We start from the raw sequence: 18,605 nt of genomic DNA on the forward strand, positions 1-18,605 counted from the left end.
AGGGGGATCGCGATCGTGGACGTACATCGACACGCCTCCGGTCGTGGTCGATCTTGAGTGGCCGGGCGGGTGCGCCTGGAGGCCGTGGGTACACCGTGGGGCGGGTCGCTTACGCGCTCGGTGGTGTCGTGCGCAAGCCTTCGAGGAGGGCGGCGAGGTAGCGGTGGGCGGCGTCGACCCGGTCGGCGGGGGTGCCGCCGTGGACGCTCGCGGCGTGGGCGATGCCGCACATGAGCGGGACGAGGTCGGATGCGGCGAGGTCGGGGCGGACCACTCCGGCATCGCGGGCCCGGGCGAGGAGGGTGGCGCCGACCGACGCGAGTGACTTCTTGAGTTCCGTGGTGCGCGGCACGGCGTTCGTGGCCGCGGCGGCGACGGGGGGCAGGGCGGCGTCGGTGACCTGCGCCTCGACGGTGTGGAAGAGGAAGCCCGTCAGGCTGCGCCAGGGGTCGGCATCGGTCAGCGCCTGCTGGCCGTGGGCGGCCAGGGCCTCCAGGCATGGGGCGGCAACGGTCTCCAGCAGCGCCTCGGGCGTGGCGAAGTGCCGGTAGACGGTGCCAACCCCGAGTCCTGCCCGGCGTGCGACGTCGTTGAGCTGCAGTAGTGTGCCCTCGTCGACCAGGTCGCGGGCGACGGAGACGATCCGCTCCCAGTTGCGGGCCGCGTCCTTGCGTAGAGGCGTCGTCATGAGGCCATGCTAATCGGATGGTTCATCCGCATAGATCCGTCGCCCGCCCGGTGGCCGCCCCGCCGCGCGCATGACGCTCAGGCGAGGGCGAGCGGTGCGTGCCGTTCACTGAGTCGGCGTACCGCTTCGGCGACGCGGGGGTCGACCGCCGCGCGGTGCGGGGCGACCGGGTGTGCCTGGGCGCCGATGACGATGCCGGTTCGGCCCGTCAGTGTGTCGTCGGTGGCAGCCATGATGGAGGGCCTGGCTGCCGCGGATGCCGGACCCGAGGTCGAGCGTTCGAATGTGCGGCGCACCAGGGGCCACAGCAGTCGCAGGGCGGGTGAGACGATCTTCGGGTCGGTCATGGTGCCGTTGGTCATGTCGGTCGCGGCCCCTCCGGGATCGGCGGCGAAGACCGAGACGCCCGTGCCGTCCAGCCGGGCCGCCAGGTCCAAGGTGTAGGCCAGGTTGGCGAGCTTGGCGCGGCCGTACCAGTGGAAGCCGTAGTAGCCGCCCGGCGGCTCGATGGCGTCGAACACCCGCTTGGCCAGGGCGACTGCTCCCGACGTCACGTTCACGATCCGGCTCGGCGCACCAGCCGTGAGTGTGGGCAGCAGCAGTTCGGTCAGCAGGTAGGGCGAGAGATGGTTGACGACGAACGACGCCTCGACACCACCCCGGGTCTGGCGCTCGGCGAACATCGCCCCGACGTTGTTGACCAGCACCGTCAGCGGTTCCCCCGAGGCGGCGTGGTCGGCCGCGATCCTACGGGCGAGCGCACGCACCTGGTCGAGCGAGGCGAGGTCCGCGGACAGGAAGCGGGCTGGGTGTACCGGGCCCGTCGCGTTGATCCGCCCGACGGCCTTGGCTCCGCGTTCGGCGTCGCGCCCGATCACCGTGACCGCGAACCCGGCGACGGCCAGCCCCAGCGCCGTCTCCAGGCCGATGCCCCCTGTCCCGGCCGTGACCACTGCTGTCTTCTTCATGCGCTCCTCCACCCTGGCATCCAATCGGATAGATCATCCACTTAGTCCCGGACGGTAGCACACATCCGGATTAACTATCCGGTTGAGACTTCGGCGCAGCGGCGGTCCGCCCGCCGACAGGAGACAGGTGGATGCCTGGGGAATTGCGTGACGTTTGCCCTGGGGAATTGCGTGACCGTCGACAGCCTGGCGGTCCACTCCATCAGCAGGTATCCCCGCCGGTGACGCACCAGATCTGCGAAGGCCCGAGCGAGGTCGCAGGCCCGGGCGAGGTCGCAGGCCCGGGTGATGTCGGGGCAGGCGAGCCGGACTTGAGGAAGTCGTTTGTCCTGGCTTTCGGTGAGCGTCTCCCGGGGCCGCATGATCCACGAGGTGATCTTGCGGGGGCTGGGGATGTCGGCCCGGACCGGTTCGGCGGTGCCCGCGCGGAGGGCGGCGGGGTGTTTGCGGACGACCTGGCGGCTGCCGCGGTAGCCGCGAGCCGGGATGTCCAGGAACAGTCGGGTGCCGCTGACCTGGCCTTGGGCTTCGGTGAAGCAGGCGTTGAGGTATGCCTTGAACGGCTCCAGGACGCCGTTGGGTCGGCGGTCGCGGACGGAGGCCAGCAGCTCGTCGAGGTCGGTGTCGCGGAAGCGGCGCACGGACTTGCGGTCGAGGTTCGCCGGCGGGCGATGGCGCTGATCGTCCAGCGTTTTTCCAGCCGGCGTTGGACGTCTTCGTAGCGGTGGCGGGTGCGTTCGATGATCTGGGTGCGGGGCAGGTCCTGTGGTACGCGTTCACCGCCGGTGCCGTCCGCGTGATCAGCCTCAACAACGACGACGTCGCCTACCAGGACGGCGGCAACTCCTATGTACGGCTACTCGGGCGGCGCTCACAAGCGCTGGCTGGAGACGGAACTCGCCGCCTCGCCCGCGAAGCCGGACATCGATTGGACCGTCGTGTGCCTGCACCGGGTGGTCGTCTCCACCGCCGACAAGTTCAACGGCGCCGACCTCGGCATCCGCGAGGAATGGGTACCGCTGGCCGCTACGGCGTCGACCTGGTGGTCTGCGGCCACGATCACCACTACGAGCGTTCGCACCCCATCCGCGGCCAGCAGCCCAACGACACCCGCACCCCCATCCCGGCCGCCACGAACACGGACGTCATCGACACGACCAAGGGCACCGTGCCCATGGTGATCGGCGGAGGCGGCACCTCGGCCCCGTCCAACCAGCTCCTCTGCCCCACCCCGCAGTGCCAAGTGATCACCGAGGTGGGCCCGACCGACCCGTCCACCGGCAAACGCCCGCCCGTCTACGTCCTGGAGGACGCCCCCTGGTCAGCCGTCCGTGACGCCGAACAGCCCTATGGCTTCGCCGCGTTCGAGGTCGACCCCGGCCACCCCGGCGGCACCACCTCGATCCACGTCGCCCACTACACCGCGGGCGGCCCCTACGGCGACCTGACTCCCGTCGACCACTTCACCCTCACCCGCCCGCCCCGCGACCGCTAAGCAGGGCGCGTGAGCCGTGCCCCACGCCGGCGGGCGCGTCGGCCTGCGCCGCCAGCGGAGGCCGACGCCAGGGTCACGGCAGGGACGACTCGGGATCTACGGCATGGTTCCTGCCGGGGTTCATCCGGGAGGTCACTTGATGGTGATCGTCACGGTCGCCGTGCTGGTCGCGGCTGGGAGACGGGTGGTGTCGACGGCCAGGTACTCGCCGTCGTCCTGCGTGCCGTTGGGCAGGATCTTGGGGTGCAGGGCGTAGGGCGGTGTGGAAGTCGAGGGAGAAACGCCGTCGACGCCGAAGTCGCTGTCGTTGCTGACGACGACGGTGCGGCCGCCGTCCGTGGTCGCGACGCCCTCGATCTTGTCGTGGCCGAAGAAACCGCCCGTGGGGTCGAGGCCGCTGAGCAGGCCGCCGAGGTCGAGGTCGAGGCTCTTGGCGGCGGGGGTGACGCCTGCGGACTCGAGGGCCGCGGTGGCGGTCGCCGTGGTGCCGGCGCCCACGTAGGCTTCGATCGTCTGCTGGGCCGGGCCGACGAGCAGGCCGCCCTTGGCGCCGTCGTACGTGGCGCCCGGCACCGTGGAGGCCGGGCCCACGTCCGTGGCGCCGGAGATGTCGATGGCGAACAGCCTCTTGTAGGCGCCGGGTTCGACGTTGCCGTCCCGCTCGTCGACGAGGAAGCGGGTGCTGCTCAGGGCGGTGATCTCGCTGACCGCGCCGCTGTTCGTCTTCGGGTCGGTGAGCAGGTAGACGTACTCGTGCGTGGCGTGGGTGCGCAGGTCGTAGGTCACGATGCGCAGCGTGGTGACGTTCTTTGCCTTGACGCCGCTGGGCAGGTCGGGCTGCTGGAGCGCGGACTGCATGATACCGACGAGCGTGCCGCCGTCGGGGGTCACGGTCAGCCCCTCCATGCCCTTGTTGGGCACGCGGTGGGCCAGTTCGGCGGGGAGCGAGCCGTCGAAGGGGGATAGCCGCTCGATGGCCCGGCCGTCGCGGCCGAAGTGCGTGATGTAGGGCCCGTACTCGTCCGACACCCAGAAGGTGCCGTCGCGCATGGCCACCAAGCCCTCGGAGTCGTAACCGTAAGGAGAGTGCGGCAGCACGGTGCCGTTCAGGTCGACAAGGCTCTCTCCAGTACTCGCCTGGGAGTTGACGAGCCCGTTGTACGGACTGCCGTCGGCGGCGCGCAGCGGGATCGTCCGTTCCAGTACGGCCTTGGTGCCCTTCAGCCGGAACTTCCCGATCGCGGGGTCGAAGTGGGGCAGCGGCAGCACCTTGTCACCGTTGGGCGCGTCCACGTTGGGGCCCCGGTCGGTGAGGCCGTAGAACTCGTCCTTGGAGCCGGGCACCGGGCACAGAGAGGAACCGTAGCCCCCGGCGGTGATGGGCACGCCGCCGATCACGGCGAGGGGCTTGAGATGGGTCTGGTACAGCCGTACGGCGTCACTGATCTTGTAGGTGAAGGTGTCGGTGCCGTGGTAACCGGCGTCGGGGGTGTAGCGGAACGAGCCGTCCTGACGGAGGGTGAGCGTGCCGTGGGCGGTCTTCGTGTGCGCGACGAGAGTTGCCGGGCTGCCGGTGTCGCCGGCCAGTACGCCATGCCCCGAGCCGACGGTCAGCGTCCGCCCGGCGTGCACGGTGTAGGCGTTGTCGCGTGCCTGGAGCTTCGGTACGCCAGCGCCGAGTGCGCCGGCCGGTCCGGTGCCGGCCAGGGACAGCACAACGGCCGTAGCGGCAGCGGTCACGATTTCCAGACGGTTCATCTGATCCCCTCCTCCTCGCGCGTCACCACGACGCGCGAGGAGAAAGTCTGATCACCGCGCATGGCCGAGGGGCATCCGGAAGGCACAGAAGCGGTAAAGCGCAAGACCCTCGGCAGGCCAACTGCCCCTGCTGCGCGCCCTGTACCGGGCCACTGCTGCTGTCGGGCCCATCATCTACAGCCTCCTGCCCGGCCGGCGCATCCGTCATCCTGGCGAGCTCATCGGCTGGGGCCGGACCAGCGAGGCAGACCCGCTGAGCCAGTTCGGGCGCATCGAACTCCCCTTCCTCGGCCGTCAACTCGGCATCCCCGGTCACCTTCTCGACGTCGGCGCCGGGGTCGTAGGGATGCACCTGGTTGACGGGCGGGCTCATTCCGGGATAGTCGTGGAAGACGCCGCCTCTCTCTACTCAGCGATCACCCGAGGGCGCGCAGTTCCTCATCAGCGGTCGAGTCGTCGTGTGGCGCCGGGCGGCCACGTTGAGCGAGCCATCACGGGTAACCACCCACAAGCCAGACTCGGGCCACTGGATCCTCCGGCCCCTACGACAGCCCATCCGACCCACCAACAGCGATGGACCAACCAAGCACCGCAAACTCCGGCCGCCTTCCGCGAGGGGCTGGGATGTGCCAGCCTCCTTGGTTTGTCGCTCTCGTTCATCGGCGCCCCGCCCTGCCGGGGTCGACGCACTGACCTCGACCGGGCTCCGATGCGTCGCGCCGGTCAGCGGCCGATCAGCGACGACTACGCAGCGGATGTGCGGGACGTGTCCCCCGGCGAGGCGGGAGGCGGCAGCCGAACGTGCCGCCGTGCCGGTGGTGACGACCGCAAAGCAGCGCAGCTCAACGAGAGTGTTGACGTGGGCGGCCCCGCGGCGGGCAGGCGGTATCGCTGTCCCACCATCTTCGAGGCGCTCGTCCCGGCCATCTCCCCCATCGCCGCCCAGGTGCCCGTCGTGTCCGTCGTGCCCGCGTCCGCGGATGTCAGGAGACAGGCCCGGTAGCGGTGTCGACGTGCGAGACCGGCGCGGGAGGCGTTGCTGCGCCTGGAATCCGGGCGCAGAAGCAGCGCGGCGAAGCTGGACTCTGCGGCGGTCGGCCGCCGAAGTTCGACAAACAGCTGCGGCGCGCGCACCTTGCCGGACCGAGGTTCATCGCGCTGGTGCCGCAGACTGCCCCGGGGCCCAGGGAAGAGCTCTACGCCAGCCGGGCCGGCCAGTCCTGGAGCACTTCGGCAATCGGTTTCACAGCGAAGACCTCGTGTTTGCAGGCCACATGGGCGTGGAAGTGCCGGTCTGGGCCGCCCTCGCGGTATTCACCTGCTAGCTGAGGTCGTCGTTGAGCTAGACCTGCATGCAGTGCTGGCCGACGGGTTCGAGTCGAGTCGCTGCACCACGACAAGCGCCAGGTGAGGTCGTGTCCCTCCTCCTGGTGTAGGCGATCAGGCCGGGGCGTGCGCTGGTGTGCACTGTGCCTACAGTTGCGCGCAAGCGGGCGCCCGGAGTGCCCGCGCTTCACCCGACGCTCCCCGGTGAAGCCTCGGCCCGCGAAGCGCGGGCTCTTCGGCCTACCCTGCGCCAGAACCTGGTGGCGCCCGCGGAAGGCGAAGAAGCAGACTGTGATCGTGCATCTGAGCGGCGCCCAGCGAGAATTGCCCCTTGCTTCATTGCTGATGACGCGTTAGGGCGGGGCACCCGAGGGTGGTCTGCTTATCCACCGTGAGGAGATGTGGCGTGACTGTCTCATGGGACCTGCTGATATCCACCGCTGGTGGCGTCACCGCCACCGTCGTGGGCGTCATCGCAGGCGGTGTCGTCGGGCGCCGCGGCCAGAACCGGCAATGGCTGCAGGGAACGCAGACCGCCGCCTACGAGAGGTTCCTGCAAGCGTTCGGGGCCGTTGAGGCGGAGCTGCGCGAGGCATTCCTCGACGAGCGCAGGCCGGCCGTCGACTGGGGACCTTTCGTAGCTGCTCAGCACTCGGTCAGCCTCGTCGCCGACCCAGCAACCAGCACAGCAGCCGAGCAGCTCTGTGAAGTCCTGGAGGACTACACCATCCTGTTCCACGGCCGTCAGCCGACCGATCTTGAGGAACTGCGGCCGATCCATACTGCACTGGGCGAGGCACACCTGAAGTTCGTCAATGCGGCACGGCACTCCCTCGACGCGTCTCAACAGCACCTGTCCAGATCCCTGGGCGGTCCCTCGCCATGGCGCGGTGTTGAGTCCTTCTACGCCCGTGCCGACAGAAGCCTGGACTGACTGCCGCTTTTCCGGCACGTGTCGCTGATCAACCGGCGGTGGTGTTGGCTAGCACGGGGGCTCGTTCGGGCAACTCGGCGGGGTAGAGCTGGTCCATGCTTCCCTCGGGCAGGTAGCGACGGGGGAAGGCGATCCACTCGTCGTGCAGTTCGAAGAGCACGGCGGTGACCAGTCGCAGGAGCGCGTCGTCGTTGGGGAAGACCTGGACGACGACGGTTCGGCGCTTGATCTCCCGGTTGATCCGCTCGAGCGGGTTCGTCGATTGGATCTTCTTCCAGTGTCGCTCGGGAAACACGGCGAAGGCGGTCAGGTCGTCCTTGGCCTCCAGCAGCATGTCCCTGACCTTGGGGAACTGGCCTCCAAGCATGTCGGCGACGGTGTCGACCTGGGCCCTGACCGCCTTCTCGCTGGGCTGGGCGAAGATCGTACGGATCGTCGCGGCGACCATCTCACCGGCCTCCTTCGGGATCACCCCGAAGACATTCCGTAAAAAATGGACGCGGCATCTTTGGTAGGCGGCGCCGATCATCACCTTGCGGATCGCGTTGACCAGCCCGGTGTGGTGGTCAGCGAGGACCAGGCGGACCCCGCTCAGGCCGCGTTCGCGCAGGTGACGAAGGAACTCGGTCCAGAATGCCTCGGTCTCACTGTCGCCGACCATCACGCCCAGCACCTCACGGCCGCCGTCCTCGGTGATGCCGGTCGCAATCACCACGGCCCGGGAGGCGATCTGGTGCTGGACTCGGACCTTGCAATACGTCGCATCCAGGTAGATGTAAGGGAAGCGGGTGTGGTCCAGGGGGCGGGTGCGGAACGCGGTCAGCGGCTCGTCCAGGGCCGTACAGATCCTCGAGACCTCGCTCTTGGATATCCCGGTGTCCGCCCCCAACGCTTTGACCAGGTCGTCCACGCTCCGGGTGGAGACGCCCTCGACGTACGCCTCCATGATGACGGCGTACAGGGCTTGATCGATGCGGCGCCGCCGCTCCAGCAGGCAGGGGAAGAAGCTCCCCGCCCGCAGTTTCGGGATGGCCAGCTCCAGGTCGCCGGCCTGCGTGGTGAGCGTTTTGTCCCGGTGCCCGTTGCGGTAGTTGGTGCGGGCATCGGTGTGCTCGTTCCACTCGGCGCCGATCTTCGCCGCGGCCTCGGCCTCGATCAGCTCCTGCAGCATCCGCTCGGCGGCACTGCGGACGAGTTCGAGCCCCTCGGCCGAACGTAGTGCATCCAGCAGGCGAAGTAGATCAGGCTGGGACAGGGCCACTGCGTGTCTCCTCCCCTCGATGAACTGGTCGTCTATCAGGGAGAGTTGCATGGTGGCCCGTCCCGTGCGCAGGGAGCGTGCATCACCAGCCGGAGCACACCGGCGCACTACACAATGTCGATCGCCTACACCATCACGAGGGACACGATCCCAGGTGACGCTCACGTCGGCTAGCAGATCGACGGGACGGGTCGCCCCACGACGTCCCGTCCCACTCAACGCCCGCAGTACCGGGGCTGCCACGCAGGCGACTGTATTGGGTGATCGTGCTTCGCACACCGGCGGGCGTCGCTTATGAAACAGGCGCCAGCCCCTTCTCCTTGATCAGCGTGGTGAACGCGACCGTCTGCTGTTCATCGAGGGCGGAGGCCGGCAAGCCCATGGCCATTTGCGGCGAGACGCGCAGTACCCAGAAGTCGCCGACTCGCGAAACGCTGCTGAAGGTGGTCCAGGTCCTTGCCGTGGCACGGTCGGGTCCCTGGGTGCGGTACTCGGTCTCGGTGAGGGTGATCGTCACTTGCCGGGCGCCCTGGCGGTAGGGGGCAAGCTGCTTGCGCACCGAGTGTTCACGCCACGCGAAGAAGGCAATGCCGTACAGGGCCAGCACCACGCCGGGCCACAGCAGCCGGAGAACTCCGGCCAGGGATATCGCGACCTCGGCCAGTCCCACGGTCACGCAGGTGATCACCAGAGCCACGCGGTTCCGGTAGAGCCGCCGGTGGCAGGCGCGGTAGGACTGCAGGACCAAATCCGGCGTAAAGGTGAAGGTGGTGACGATCGGAAAGGCGGACACGGGATGACTCCACTCCACGGGAGAGGCTTCGGCCTGATGGGCACTGTTCTGGCGGGCGGGGCGACAGGTTAGCTCCCCCTGCCGGGAACGCACGGCGGTCAGCGTGGCGACGGTGTCCACGGCGATGCCTTCGTCGCGGAAGATGCCCCCGATGGCAGCAGAGGCCTCTGGCTCCTCGAACGGGGCCTGTTACCCCAGTAACTCGACCACAGTGCCGCGTGGAGAGGCGGGAAATAAGGTGGGCCAGTTCCAGACCGAGGGCGTTGCCACTGTCCTGGCGAGTGGGGCGGGACAAGCAGATCGGTCGCTGTCCCGCCCCAGTCGGCCGTGCCCCTACTTGTCAGCCGGGGTGATCTCCCAGGTGGTGTTGTCGCCGTGCTGCTGGGTCCAGAACAGCCGCCAGCCGTCACGGAACAGCCTCGGCACCTTGGCGCCGAGGATGCCGTGCGTGCCCGGGTCGCCGTCGGAGACGTGGATGCCGGTGATCTCGTTGTCACCGTCGTTCTGGATGCCGCCGTTCACCGAGGACAGCATGTTGTCCAGGGTCGCCGAGGGGTCGCGGCCCTCGGCCAGGAAGCGCACCGGCTGCGCGCCGCGCGAGTAGTCGGTCGTCGTGGCGAAGACGTACCCGGAGTCGAAGGCGCCCCGCTGGGTGTGCACCGTGTCGCTGGCGTCCTCGACGAAGGCGACGTGCGTGCGGTCGAGGAAGGTGACGTTGTCGATGCCGGTGTGCGCCTTGTCGCCGGTGTAGAAGACGCTGAGCTTGCCGTCGTCGGAGCGCGGGTTGCTCTGGGTGAGCTTGTAGAGGGTGCCCCAGCCGCCGTAGCCGTCGTTGGCTGTGCTGGTGGTGTTGGTGTCGCCGGTGGCATCGAAGTAGAACTCGCGGAAGTCCGTGCCGGGGCGGAACTGGCCGTTCTCCGGACGCTTGAACGGGGTCGCCTTGGCCGCCTTCGCCAGGGCGTTGGCGTCGAACGCCTTCCCGCTGGTGTCGGTCTTGGTGTCGTGGATGGTCACCCAGTGGGTGCGCAGGGCCGGACCGTAGTTGGTCAGGTCCTTCTCGTCGTCGGTGAACGCTCCGCCGGTGGGGTGCGCGCTGTCGATGTCCTGGTACGCGATGGGCGAGCCGCTGCGGCGGGAGACCACCTGCAGGGCCTGGAGCCTGCCGCCCTTGGTGAGGTCGTGCTTGTCGTAGGGGATCAGCCGGTAGACGAAGCTGTTGGGGACCTTCGCCTTGGTGGCAACCGTCGTGCCGCCGCTGTCCTCAACCATCAACAGGTTGCCGGCGGAGTCGTTCTGGATGCCCTCGTAGCCGGCCCGCCCGGTGACGGAGGAGATGTCCTGGACCTTCGAATCGATGTCCGGGGTGGCCTGGAGCACGGCACCCTCCGCCCCTTCCTCGGAGGTGAACAGCAGCCGCTTCGCCCACGGGTCCCAGGTGGAGCCGTCGATGGCGGGAATGCTCGTGCCATCGGTCTTCTTGGTGGCCAGCAGCGTCACCCGGTGCGCCTGGTCGGCGTCGAGGTTGATGCGGGTGATGTACCCGGCCTCGCCGCCCTCGTGGCCTTGGAAGAGGAAGTGCGTGCCGTACGGGTACGACGCGTCGGCGCCGTGCAGGCCGGACAGCCTCAGGTAGGTGTTCTTGTCGGGCTCGGTCTTGCTGGCCTCGATCTTCACGCCCGGAGCCTGCTTGATGGTGGGGTCGGGCAGCAGGGTGCCGTCGCCGAGGTATCCGTAGTAGGGGACCTGGTCGGTCGGGTTCTCCAGCTTCAGGGAGCCCTGCGCGACGGGGTGCTCGGCGAGCCCGGGCGACAGGACGTTCGGGGCGGTCACGCCGCGGGCGTCGGTGACAGCCGGCACCGACGACCAGGCGGCCACGCCGCCACTGGCATCGGCGGCACCGGGGGACAGTGCGAGGCCGACACCGATCACACTCGCCGCCACCGCCGTTGCGACAACGCTGCCACGTCTCTTTTTGGCCATGTGCGATCACCTTCCAGATGAGCGGGGGGCACACAGTCAAGACACAGCCGCCGTCACAGGATGGCTGGATTGGTGTCGGTCCGATTGATGATCTGTGAACTTTGTGTGGCCTTGCCCGGCAGGGAAGGGCAGTCTGGTCGAAAGGAGCCACCGTCTCCGCACGCCCGGCGGTGGTTGCTGCACAGCAGTGCGGACGCGGTACACGGCGTCCGAGCTGAGCTGCACTGCCTGCCACAGCGAGCAGTCGTCTCCCCTGGGGCAGGAACGCGGGATCGTTTCGGCAGGCTGTTTCCTGCCACGGCGAGCAAGACGGTCGACGCTGTGCTGTTTCCTGGGATCGATGTGCAGGTGTCGCGCGTCAACGACGCCTGCGACGCCCGGGCGGCCAAGGCGGTGGCCATCGGCCGGCCGGTCCGGTGCCCGAACTGCCAGAGTGGGCAAGACGCGTGCACAGCACCTACCAACCAACGCTCCCTGGATGAACGGCCGTTGGGCGCCCGCCACGATGATCGCCGACCCGCGAGTGCGGGCCGGAATGAACATGAACGGCGCCTTCCACCCGGCCCCCGATGCCCGGCCAGATCAACCGGCCGTTCCTCATTTTGGGTGCGGCCGCCAACCACTCGGCCGGCGGCCGCGACACCTCGTGGGCGGGCAGACCTGGGCCGCCCTCGGCGGCACACGCCGTGCGCGCCAGTGATACGGGCCAGCTTGGGGATCGGCTGAAGGGCGCCGGTCTCGTTGTCGGCCGCCATGACCGAGACGAGGACCGTGGCCTGCGCGAGAGCCGCGGACGGACAGCGGGTTCGACCAGGCCGTCGCGGGCGACCGGCAGATACGTCGCCTCGACCCCGTGCTCCTTCCCCGGAGGTGAGGTGCAAGCCGGAGTGGAGGCCGCCTCGCGATCCCGCGGGCTCGGCAGACGCGGTCTCGCCGCTCCCAGTGAGCATCCTGGGGCTCAAAGGATTCGGCGTTCAACCATGCTGGTCGCCCGCACCGATTTCTCAGCCGCCTTGCTGCTGGCTCATCCACTCCGCGATGGCTTGCTCAAGTTCGGCGAGCTGCTCGGTCGGGCTGAATTGCAGGAGTTCGGTGCCGGCTTGGACGTAGGGCCGGTGACCAGGCGGGGTGTAGAACGCATCACCGGACTCGTACACCTCCTCGTGGTCGTCGAAGACGAAGCGCACGTGTCCGGCAAAAACGTAGCCCCAGTGAGAGCAGGGGCACTGATTCCCGGGCAGGGCTTTGAGCGGGCCATCGAGGTCGGCGTCCCCGGAGAAAGACACGAACTCGACCGTGTAACCGTCCATATCCTCGCGCCGGTCGGTCACCGGACCGAACTGCTGTACCCGGGATGCGGTGAGTTTGGAGATCTTGGGCATAGTCGAGACGACACCATAGATCGCGCGCCCCGACCCTATGGAAGGTCCTTCAGGGTGAACCGAGCTCAGAGCAGCGCGAGATCAGTCCCCACAGCGCCAGGGCGGCGGGCAGTGAGACCAGGGCGAGCGCGGCGAAGGCGTAGGCGCACCACATAGTGCCCACGGCGTGGGCGATGGGACGGCCAGGCGGTCGTTGAGTGCCGACGCGTGGCCTTGATGGCGGCCGTCAGGTTCCGCGGTTCCGGTGCGGGCGCGGGGTACTGAGTTTGGGCGATGCCGGTCAGCCGTCCATGATCAGACGATCTCGGTCAGGTGGGCCCGCCGATCCCCCCGAGGAGCCAAGGCCCGATCAAACCCGCACGCCACAGGCACGCCACCCGGCACACGTACACGGTCAGAGCACCAGCTGGACAAGAACGGCGAGAACCCGGCCCTCGTCCTCAGGCTGGAGGCGGCCGCACCGCGCGCGAAGCCGGCCAGCCCCCCTCCCCCCGTCCCCTGGTGAATCCGCGTCTCCGGCAGCGACAGGCGAGGAGACGACCGCTTCGGCCTCGCCCCAGGCGGCCGGCACCGGGAAGGACGGCGACGGCGGGGTGCCGGCGGGGTCCTGGACCAACATCACACGGCACGAACTGCACCACGGCGCACCGCTGACGGACCCGTCACCCTGCCGTGACAAGCAGTAACCCATTCGGACGGGTCCAGAGGCATATGCCAGAGGCGTCGCATAGCTTGCGAGTCAGGGGCGGCCACTTCCCTCGTCCGATCCAGATGCGGATGGTTCGAGCGGCATCGCTCCATCCCCTCCGGCCTCATCCCCACAGGAGTCACCATGCCCATGCTGCTCATCAAGGGCTCGTTCCACCTGAAGGACACCCAGCCCGACGGCGACACCGTCCACTTCACTGCCGACAACCCCGACGACTGGCAACTCGTCGGTGGCAAGAACCCGATCCAGCTCACCGCCGCGAGCCACGCGCTGCGACTGGAAGGCATCGACGCGCCCGAGACCCACTACCACGGCGCCCACCAGCCGCTGCAGCAGGCGCACGCCGCCGCCGCCGAGCTCCTCAAATGGCTCGGCTTCACCAACGTGCAGCGCGAGCCCGACGAAACCGTCACCGCGTCGACGCCCGCCAGCACGCCCGGCTACATCCTCACCCGGGGAGCCGACATGTACGGCCGAGTGATCGCCCTGGTCGGCAAGGGCAACCCGCCCGGGACCAGCGGCACGGACATCAGCGTCGGTGTCCCTCTGCTGAAGCAGACGGCCAACCACCATCTGGTCTCGACCGGGCTGGCATACCCGACCTTCTACCGCAGCCTGTTCGCGGATCTGCGCGCCGAACTGACCACCGCGGCACAGCAGGCCCAGACCGCCGGCAAGGGGCTGTGGCCCGACGACGTCACAACCTCCGGGGTGAAGATCACCGGGCTGTCCTCCATCACCGACGAGGCGGTGATCCTGCCCAAGCTGTTCCGGCGACTGGTGGACTTCCTGAAGCTGGGCATGCCGATCACCTCCTTCCCCGCATACCTCGCCGGCAAGGAAGACAAGTTCACCGTCCTGTCCACCGGTCAGCGCTTCGCCGGTCTGCACGAGGTCGTCGACGTCAGCAACGGCAGCACGGTCCGCATGACCCACCCCGCCGACGATCTGCTCTTCGACGAGGGGTGAACCCATAGGGGTGAACCCATGACCGACGCCACCGGCTTCCTGGCACTCTCCGAGCTGCTGACCAGGGAACCCGTACTCGACCCCACGCTGGCCGACGCATATCGGCAGCGCCTCGCGGGCGCCTGTCCGAACGACGTGACCAGGCTCCTCGATGCGTACCGCACGGCCGAAGCGGCGCCCGACTCCGCCGGTGCCCTGTAGACGGCTCCCAAAGGCGCCGACATCCGACGATGGGCGAAGAAGAACAAGGTCGAGTTGTACTTCACCCCGACCTACGCCTCCTGGGTGAACCCATCGAGGCCCACTTCGGACCACTGAGGCAGTTCACCATCGCCAACTCCAACCACCCCAACCACACAGTCCAGCCCCGGGCCCTGCACGCCTGCCTGCGCTGGCGCAACGCCAACGCACGCCCCCCGACGCCTGGCTGCCCAGCGCAAGGAACGCACCCGAATCCGAAGCGAAAGGGACATCCGCTGGGGCGGGTCACCTCACGGCCAGCCTCGGCGGGCCCGACGACCCCCAACCCGGCTGGCACCGGCGCGCTGATGCGGCGGTGGGCGCTGCCGCTCGTCGTTCTCAGCGCGATCAGCGGTGTCGCGGGCCTCGGCCTGCTGAAGCGGCGGCGATACGTCGCGGCCTGGGGAGCGGCTGCGCTGGCCGTCGCCGCGATCCTGTGGACATGGGGCGCGGCCCAGTACCCGGCCATGCTGGTCGGCAGCCTCACCGTCGACCAGGCCGCTTCCCAGCCCGCCGTGCCCTGCGCCCGTCTCCTCGGCCCTGGCCTGCGGCGCAGTGCTGCTTATCCCGGCCCTGTGGCTGCTGTACGGGACCTTCCAGCGGGCACACACAGGTGACGTATCGAACACGCAGGGTCACACGTCCCCACAATGATCTCGCTGCGTGGGCTGTGACTCCCTGACGCGGAAGCTCAGTCGGCTGTGGCGGCCAGGGCCTCCTCGGCCTGGCGGACGCGCCACTCCTCGATCCTCTCCTGCTGCTGCCGGGCTCGCTCGAGCAGCGTGTCGAGCCGGGCCGGGTCCAGGCGCTCGTCGACGGCGCTGAGCCTGCGCAGGGTCTGCCAGCCGGCCGCCTTCCCCTCGACTCCCAGCCGTAGGGCTTCAAGGTCCACTACGGTCCCGAGCGGGGAGGGGCGTAGCAGGTGGCCGTTGAGCTTCAGCCGTCCCAGCTTCTCGCCCGCCCAGCCCGCGCACACCTTGTAGCGGCGCACGGGGATGCCGAGGTCTCGCATGATGTCCAACAGCGCCTTCCGGTCCTGGACGATCTCGGCGGCTACGGGCTCGATCGCGCGGCCGAGCGCGGAACCACGGGCGGTGCGCACCAGGCGGGTGGTGCGTTCGGTGCCGGCGGTGGCGCCGGCGAGGTGGTCGTTGAGATAGATGCCGAGCAGCTTCGTGTCGGTGCTTCGTCCGGTGGGGCGGCGCTGGGCGACGCCGGAGTGCGGTACGACGTTCATCTGCCAGTCTCCTCAGGTTGTGGGTGTCGGCATGCGTGTGGTGGACCAGCGCGGAGCCGGGCGCCACCGGGGTTCAGTCCGGGCCGCGGGGCAGGTAGTAGGTCTGTCTGAGGAAGGCGGCCATGTCCTGAAGAGCCTGTCTGTATCCGGCCTTGTAGTGCGCGTCGACGTCCGTCCGGTGGCCTTCGGCCTCCGCCCAGGAGTCGAGGTGCCAGGCGATGAGCAGATGATTGCGGTACAAGGCGCCATGCCTTCCGCCGAGGGCGGCTCGCGCGCGGTCCTCGGACCAGTCCTCCAGTTCGCTGGTGTCGAAGGCGAGCAGTTCATCGTCTGTCTGCGGCACCGTTTCCCTCCTCGGGTCGGTCTCCGCCGTCACGGGTACCGCGGTAGCTCCCCGGAATGTTCGAATCGGCCAAGTTGCCTCGTGCAACAGGGCACGGACGTCGTTCCGCGTTGTACCGGGCCCGTCCGGGTACCTGGGGGGGACGTGAAGATCCGGGAACCCCGGCAGGCGTCGCGGCCAGGCTCGGAGCACGCGCGGAGCGAACCATGCCGAAGACCATCCTTCGTCTGGTCCAGGAGGCGGATTCCTAAGGCGTTTTCCGACAGGCCTGCGGCGGCCACGGTGACGGCGAGGATGAGGCCGATCGCGTCCGTGAGAATGGCGCGCTCCCGACCGACGATCTTCTTCGCGGCGTCCGTTCCGCGGCAAACGGTCACAGTGACCGCATCACGACCGCACCCGAATCGCATCTCCGATCACATCTCCATACAAGCCGACCCGCGCCTGACGCAGAAATCGAGGAGACTACCGGCGGCCGGTGTACCAAGATCCGAGAATGGAGATGTCCAACGTTACGCGTGCGATCGCGGCTGCGACTTCGGTCGCCGCATCGCTCGGCTTGCCAGCCAGCGGCGCAATTGTGCTCCACAACTCGAACAAGCTGGCACTGCGGATGACGCCATGCGACGTCTTTGCCCGGGTCGCCCATGCGGGACAAGAGGTTGCACAGTTCGAACTCGAGCTCGCTCAGCGGCTCGCCGAGGTCGGATGCCCGATGTGTCCCTTGGAGCCTCGGGCGGACCCGCGTGTGTACACACGCGATGGCTTCACAGTGACGCTGTGGACCTACTACGAGCCCGTGACACCTCACGTCTCACCGTTCGACTACGCAAAGGCGCTGGAACTGCTGCACGTCGGCATGCGCAAGGTCGATGTGCCGAGCCCACGGTTCACGGACCGGATCGGGGAGGCGGAAGAAGTCGTTGCCGACCCGGATCTCTCGCCGGAGCTCGCCGACGCAGACCGCGCCTTTCTCAGCGGCAGACTGGCAAGCCTACGACGAGCGATCGAGGAGCGCGGCGCCGTGGAGCAGTTGCTCCACGGCGAGCCGCATCCAGGCAATGTGCTCAGCACGAAAAACGGCCCGTTGTTCATCGACCTTGAGACGTGCTGCCGCGGCCCCGTCGAGTTCGACCTCGCTCATGTTCCCGAGGCGGTCTGCGGGCACTACACGAACATCGACCAAGGGCTGCTGGACGAGTGCCGGCAGCTCGTCCTCGCGATGGTCGCAGCATGGCGTTGGGAGCTTGGCGACGAGTTTCCGAATGGGAGGCTATTCGGAGAAGAACTCCTGCGCGCGCTGCACGACGGTCCTCCTTGGCCGACACTCGACGCGATGCACAAGAAGCTGATTCGGATCCGGTGATCTGTGACGTTCTGGGTTGGACGGTGGGATGCTTCAGGGTTCGCACCTCAATGAGCCTTCCCGCTGAACATGGCGACTCCTCTGACGCGCCAGATGCTCCACCCGCCGCATCGGCACCATCACCCAAGCCGTCCACACCCAGGTCATGTCGACGGACAGACCCGTGGTGACGAAGCAGACTGACATAAGGAGCGCGGTGATCTGACGGGCCGGGGCGGTGATCTGACGGACCGGGGCGGCGAATCTGTTCGCTCAACTCGTGTCCGAGGCCGCAGCGTGCCTCTTGCGCCGGGCGGGCTCTGTCATCAGACAGCGAGCCGCCCACCGTCGACGGGTAGGACGGCGCCGTGGATCATCTTGGCGCCGGGTGACGCGAGGAAGACGACCGCGCGAGCGACGTCCTGCGGCATGCCGACCTGGTTGGCCGGTGCTTGCGCGGCCGTCGCCTCCAGCATGTCGTCATAGCCCGCCATGCCCTCCGTGCGGGTGGGGCCGGGGCTGACGGCGTTGACCCGCACCCCGGCGGATGCGAACTCCGCCGCCCAGGACTTGGTGAGCATCTGCAACGCCGCTTTGCTGGAACCGTACAGAGAAAACCCTGGGATACCCCGATTGGCCACGATCGTCGTGATGTTGACGATCGCGCCGTCACCACGTTCGGCCATCCTCGGCGCCAGTGCGCCCACCAGCAACAGCGGGGCGCGGACGTTGACCGCCATGACGGTGTCGAACTCATCGACCTTGACGTCCGCGGTGGCCGCATAGGAGAGCAGGCTGGCATTGTTGACCAGCACATTCACATGCCCACCGGCGAGGTCGAGTGCCTGCTGGGCGAGCCGGAGCACGCTATCGGCATCGGCCAGGTCCGCAGCGACGAAGTGGGCACGACCGCCGTCCTGGGCGATGACGGCGACCGCTTTCTCCCCACGGGCCCTGTCCCGCCCGGTGATGATGATGCGGGCACCGCAGGCAGCGAACCGCCGCGCCGTCTCGCGGCCGATACCGCTTGTCGAACCGGTGATCAGCACGGTCTGACCGGCGAAGTCCTGGCACATGAAGAATCCTTCCACGAGGTCGGCGGGCAACGACGCGACGCGAGCGGAGCCGCGAAAACCCGCCGTAGCGCAAGAAACGAGAGCGAGCCGGTGCAGCCACC

The 18,605-nt window shown here is 68.4% G+C and carries 18 protein-coding genes and 2 pseudogenes; 8 read left to right on the top strand and 12 right to left on the bottom strand.

The features are described from left to right. Nucleotides 1-109: 109 nt before the first annotated feature. The 3 genes from ACFY1E_RS30835 to ACFY1E_RS30845 form a co-directional block, all read right to left on the bottom strand. Complete coding sequence (locus ACFY1E_RS30835; RefSeq protein WP_389081465.1) at nucleotides 110-688, bottom strand: TetR/AcrR family transcriptional regulator; 579 nt, start codon at nucleotides 686-688, stop codon at nucleotides 110-112. 77 nt (nucleotides 689-765) lie between these two features. Continuing rightward, the gene (locus tag ACFY1E_RS30840; RefSeq protein WP_389081468.1) at nucleotides 766-1,656 is read right to left on the bottom strand and encodes an SDR family NAD(P)-dependent oxidoreductase; all 891 of its coding nucleotides are present in this window, start codon (nucleotides 1,654-1,656) and stop codon (nucleotides 766-768) included. Nucleotides 1,657-1,730: 74 nt separating this feature from the next. Continuing rightward, nucleotides 1,731-2,297, bottom strand: a complete 567-nt coding sequence (locus ACFY1E_RS30845; RefSeq protein WP_389081470.1) for a hypothetical protein — start codon at nucleotides 2,295-2,297, stop codon at nucleotides 1,731-1,733. Between the two features lie 368 nt (nucleotides 2,298-2,665). Here ACFY1E_RS30845 and ACFY1E_RS30850 point away from each other — a divergent pair, with 368 nt between their 5' ends. Next, complete coding sequence (locus tag ACFY1E_RS30850) at nucleotides 2,666-3,151, top strand: hypothetical protein (protein WP_389081472.1); 486 nt, start codon at nucleotides 2,666-2,668, stop codon at nucleotides 3,149-3,151. A 132-nt stretch (nucleotides 3,152-3,283) separates the two neighbouring features. Here the strand turns inward: ACFY1E_RS30850 and ACFY1E_RS30855 are convergent, their stop codons facing one another. After that, the gene (locus ACFY1E_RS30855) at nucleotides 3,284-4,909 is read right to left on the bottom strand and encodes an esterase-like activity of phytase family protein (protein ID WP_389081475.1); all 1,626 of its coding nucleotides are present in this window, start codon (nucleotides 4,907-4,909) and stop codon (nucleotides 3,284-3,286) included. Between the two features lie 709 nt (nucleotides 4,910-5,618). Here ACFY1E_RS30855 and ACFY1E_RS30860 point away from each other — a divergent pair. Continuing rightward, nucleotides 5,619-5,912 (top strand): hypothetical protein, encoded by a 294-nt coding sequence (locus ACFY1E_RS30860; RefSeq protein WP_389081477.1) that lies wholly within the window; start codon nucleotides 5,619-5,621, stop codon nucleotides 5,910-5,912. A 729-nt stretch (nucleotides 5,913-6,641) separates the two neighbouring features. Beyond that, nucleotides 6,642-7,169, top strand: a complete 528-nt coding sequence (locus ACFY1E_RS30865; protein ID WP_389081479.1) for a hypothetical protein — start codon at nucleotides 6,642-6,644, stop codon at nucleotides 7,167-7,169. Between the two features lie 28 nt (nucleotides 7,170-7,197). Here ACFY1E_RS30865 and ACFY1E_RS30870 read toward each other — a convergent pair whose 3' ends face one another. The 4 genes from ACFY1E_RS30870 to ACFY1E_RS30885 all read right to left on the bottom strand — a co-directional run bounded on the left by ACFY1E_RS30870 (nucleotide 7,198) and on the right by ACFY1E_RS30885 (nucleotide 12,585). Then, entirely contained in the window at nucleotides 7,198-8,430 is a 1,233-nt protein-coding gene (locus ACFY1E_RS30870) for an IS256 family transposase (protein ID WP_389081658.1), read from the bottom strand. 292 nt (nucleotides 8,431-8,722) lie between these two features. Then, entirely contained in the window at nucleotides 8,723-9,343 is a 621-nt protein-coding gene (locus ACFY1E_RS30875) for a hypothetical protein (RefSeq protein WP_389081482.1), read from the bottom strand. A gap of 213 nt (nucleotides 9,344-9,556) precedes the next feature. Further along, a complete protein-coding gene (locus ACFY1E_RS30880) occupies nucleotides 9,557-11,203 on the bottom strand; it encodes a hypothetical protein (protein ID WP_389081484.1) in 1,647 nt (548 codons plus the stop codon). A 1,004-nt stretch (nucleotides 11,204-12,207) separates the two neighbouring features. Further along, nucleotides 12,208-12,585: a hypothetical protein gene (locus ACFY1E_RS30885; RefSeq protein WP_389081486.1), complete on the bottom strand. Its 378-nt coding sequence runs from the start codon at nucleotides 12,583-12,585 to the stop codon at nucleotides 12,208-12,210. 832 nt (nucleotides 12,586-13,417) lie between these two features. On the opposite strand from ACFY1E_RS30885, the gene ACFY1E_RS30890 reads away from it, so the two are divergent. From ACFY1E_RS30890 to ACFY1E_RS30905, 4 genes and pseudogenes are all read left to right on the top strand, one after another. Continuing rightward, nucleotides 13,418-14,263, top strand: coding sequence for a thermonuclease family protein (locus ACFY1E_RS30890; protein ID WP_389081489.1), 846 nt, complete (start codon nucleotides 13,418-13,420; stop codon nucleotides 14,261-14,263). 18 nt (nucleotides 14,264-14,281) lie between these two features. Further along, nucleotides 14,282-14,464 (top strand): hypothetical protein, encoded by a 183-nt coding sequence (locus tag ACFY1E_RS30895; protein WP_389081491.1) that lies wholly within the window; start codon nucleotides 14,282-14,284, stop codon nucleotides 14,462-14,464. Further along, a pseudogene (locus tag ACFY1E_RS30900) lies at nucleotides 14,465-14,812 on the top strand (hypothetical protein); the annotation flags it as partial. After that, the gene (locus tag ACFY1E_RS30905) at nucleotides 14,812-15,120 is read left to right on the top strand and encodes a cytochrome d ubiquinol oxidase subunit II (RefSeq protein WP_389081494.1); all 309 of its coding nucleotides are present in this window, start codon (nucleotides 14,812-14,814) and stop codon (nucleotides 15,118-15,120) included. The pseudogene ACFY1E_RS30900 and the gene ACFY1E_RS30905, both read left to right, overlap by 1 nt. Nucleotides 15,121-15,194: 74 nt before the next feature. On the opposite strand, the gene ACFY1E_RS30910 is transcribed toward ACFY1E_RS30905, so the two are convergent. From ACFY1E_RS30910 to ACFY1E_RS30920, 3 genes and pseudogenes are all read right to left on the bottom strand, one after another. After that, the gene (locus ACFY1E_RS30910; protein WP_389081496.1) at nucleotides 15,195-15,740 is read right to left on the bottom strand and encodes a hypothetical protein; all 546 of its coding nucleotides are present in this window, start codon (nucleotides 15,738-15,740) and stop codon (nucleotides 15,195-15,197) included. A 73-nt stretch (nucleotides 15,741-15,813) separates the two neighbouring features. Next, entirely contained in the window at nucleotides 15,814-16,083 is a 270-nt protein-coding gene (locus ACFY1E_RS30915) for a hypothetical protein (protein WP_389081498.1), read from the bottom strand. A gap of 221 nt (nucleotides 16,084-16,304) precedes the next feature. Then, nucleotides 16,305-16,448, bottom strand: a pseudogene (locus ACFY1E_RS30920) (IS5/IS1182 family transposase); the annotation flags it as partial. A gap of 131 nt (nucleotides 16,449-16,579) precedes the next feature. Here ACFY1E_RS30920 and ACFY1E_RS30925 point away from each other — a divergent pair. Beyond that, the gene (locus ACFY1E_RS30925; protein ID WP_389081501.1) at nucleotides 16,580-17,449 is read left to right on the top strand and encodes a phosphotransferase enzyme family protein; all 870 of its coding nucleotides are present in this window, start codon (nucleotides 16,580-16,582) and stop codon (nucleotides 17,447-17,449) included. A gap of 305 nt (nucleotides 17,450-17,754) precedes the next feature. Here the strand turns inward: ACFY1E_RS30925 and ACFY1E_RS30930 are convergent, their stop codons facing one another. Beyond that, the gene (locus tag ACFY1E_RS30930; RefSeq protein ID WP_389081503.1) at nucleotides 17,755-18,504 is read right to left on the bottom strand and encodes an SDR family NAD(P)-dependent oxidoreductase; all 750 of its coding nucleotides are present in this window, start codon (nucleotides 18,502-18,504) and stop codon (nucleotides 17,755-17,757) included. Between the last annotated feature and the right edge of the window lie 101 nt (nucleotides 18,505-18,605).

The sequence above is a fragment of the Streptomyces sp. NPDC001604 genome (assembly GCF_042893475.1).
Taxonomy (GTDB): Bacteria; Actinomycetota; Actinomycetes; order Streptomycetales; family Streptomycetaceae; genus Streptomyces.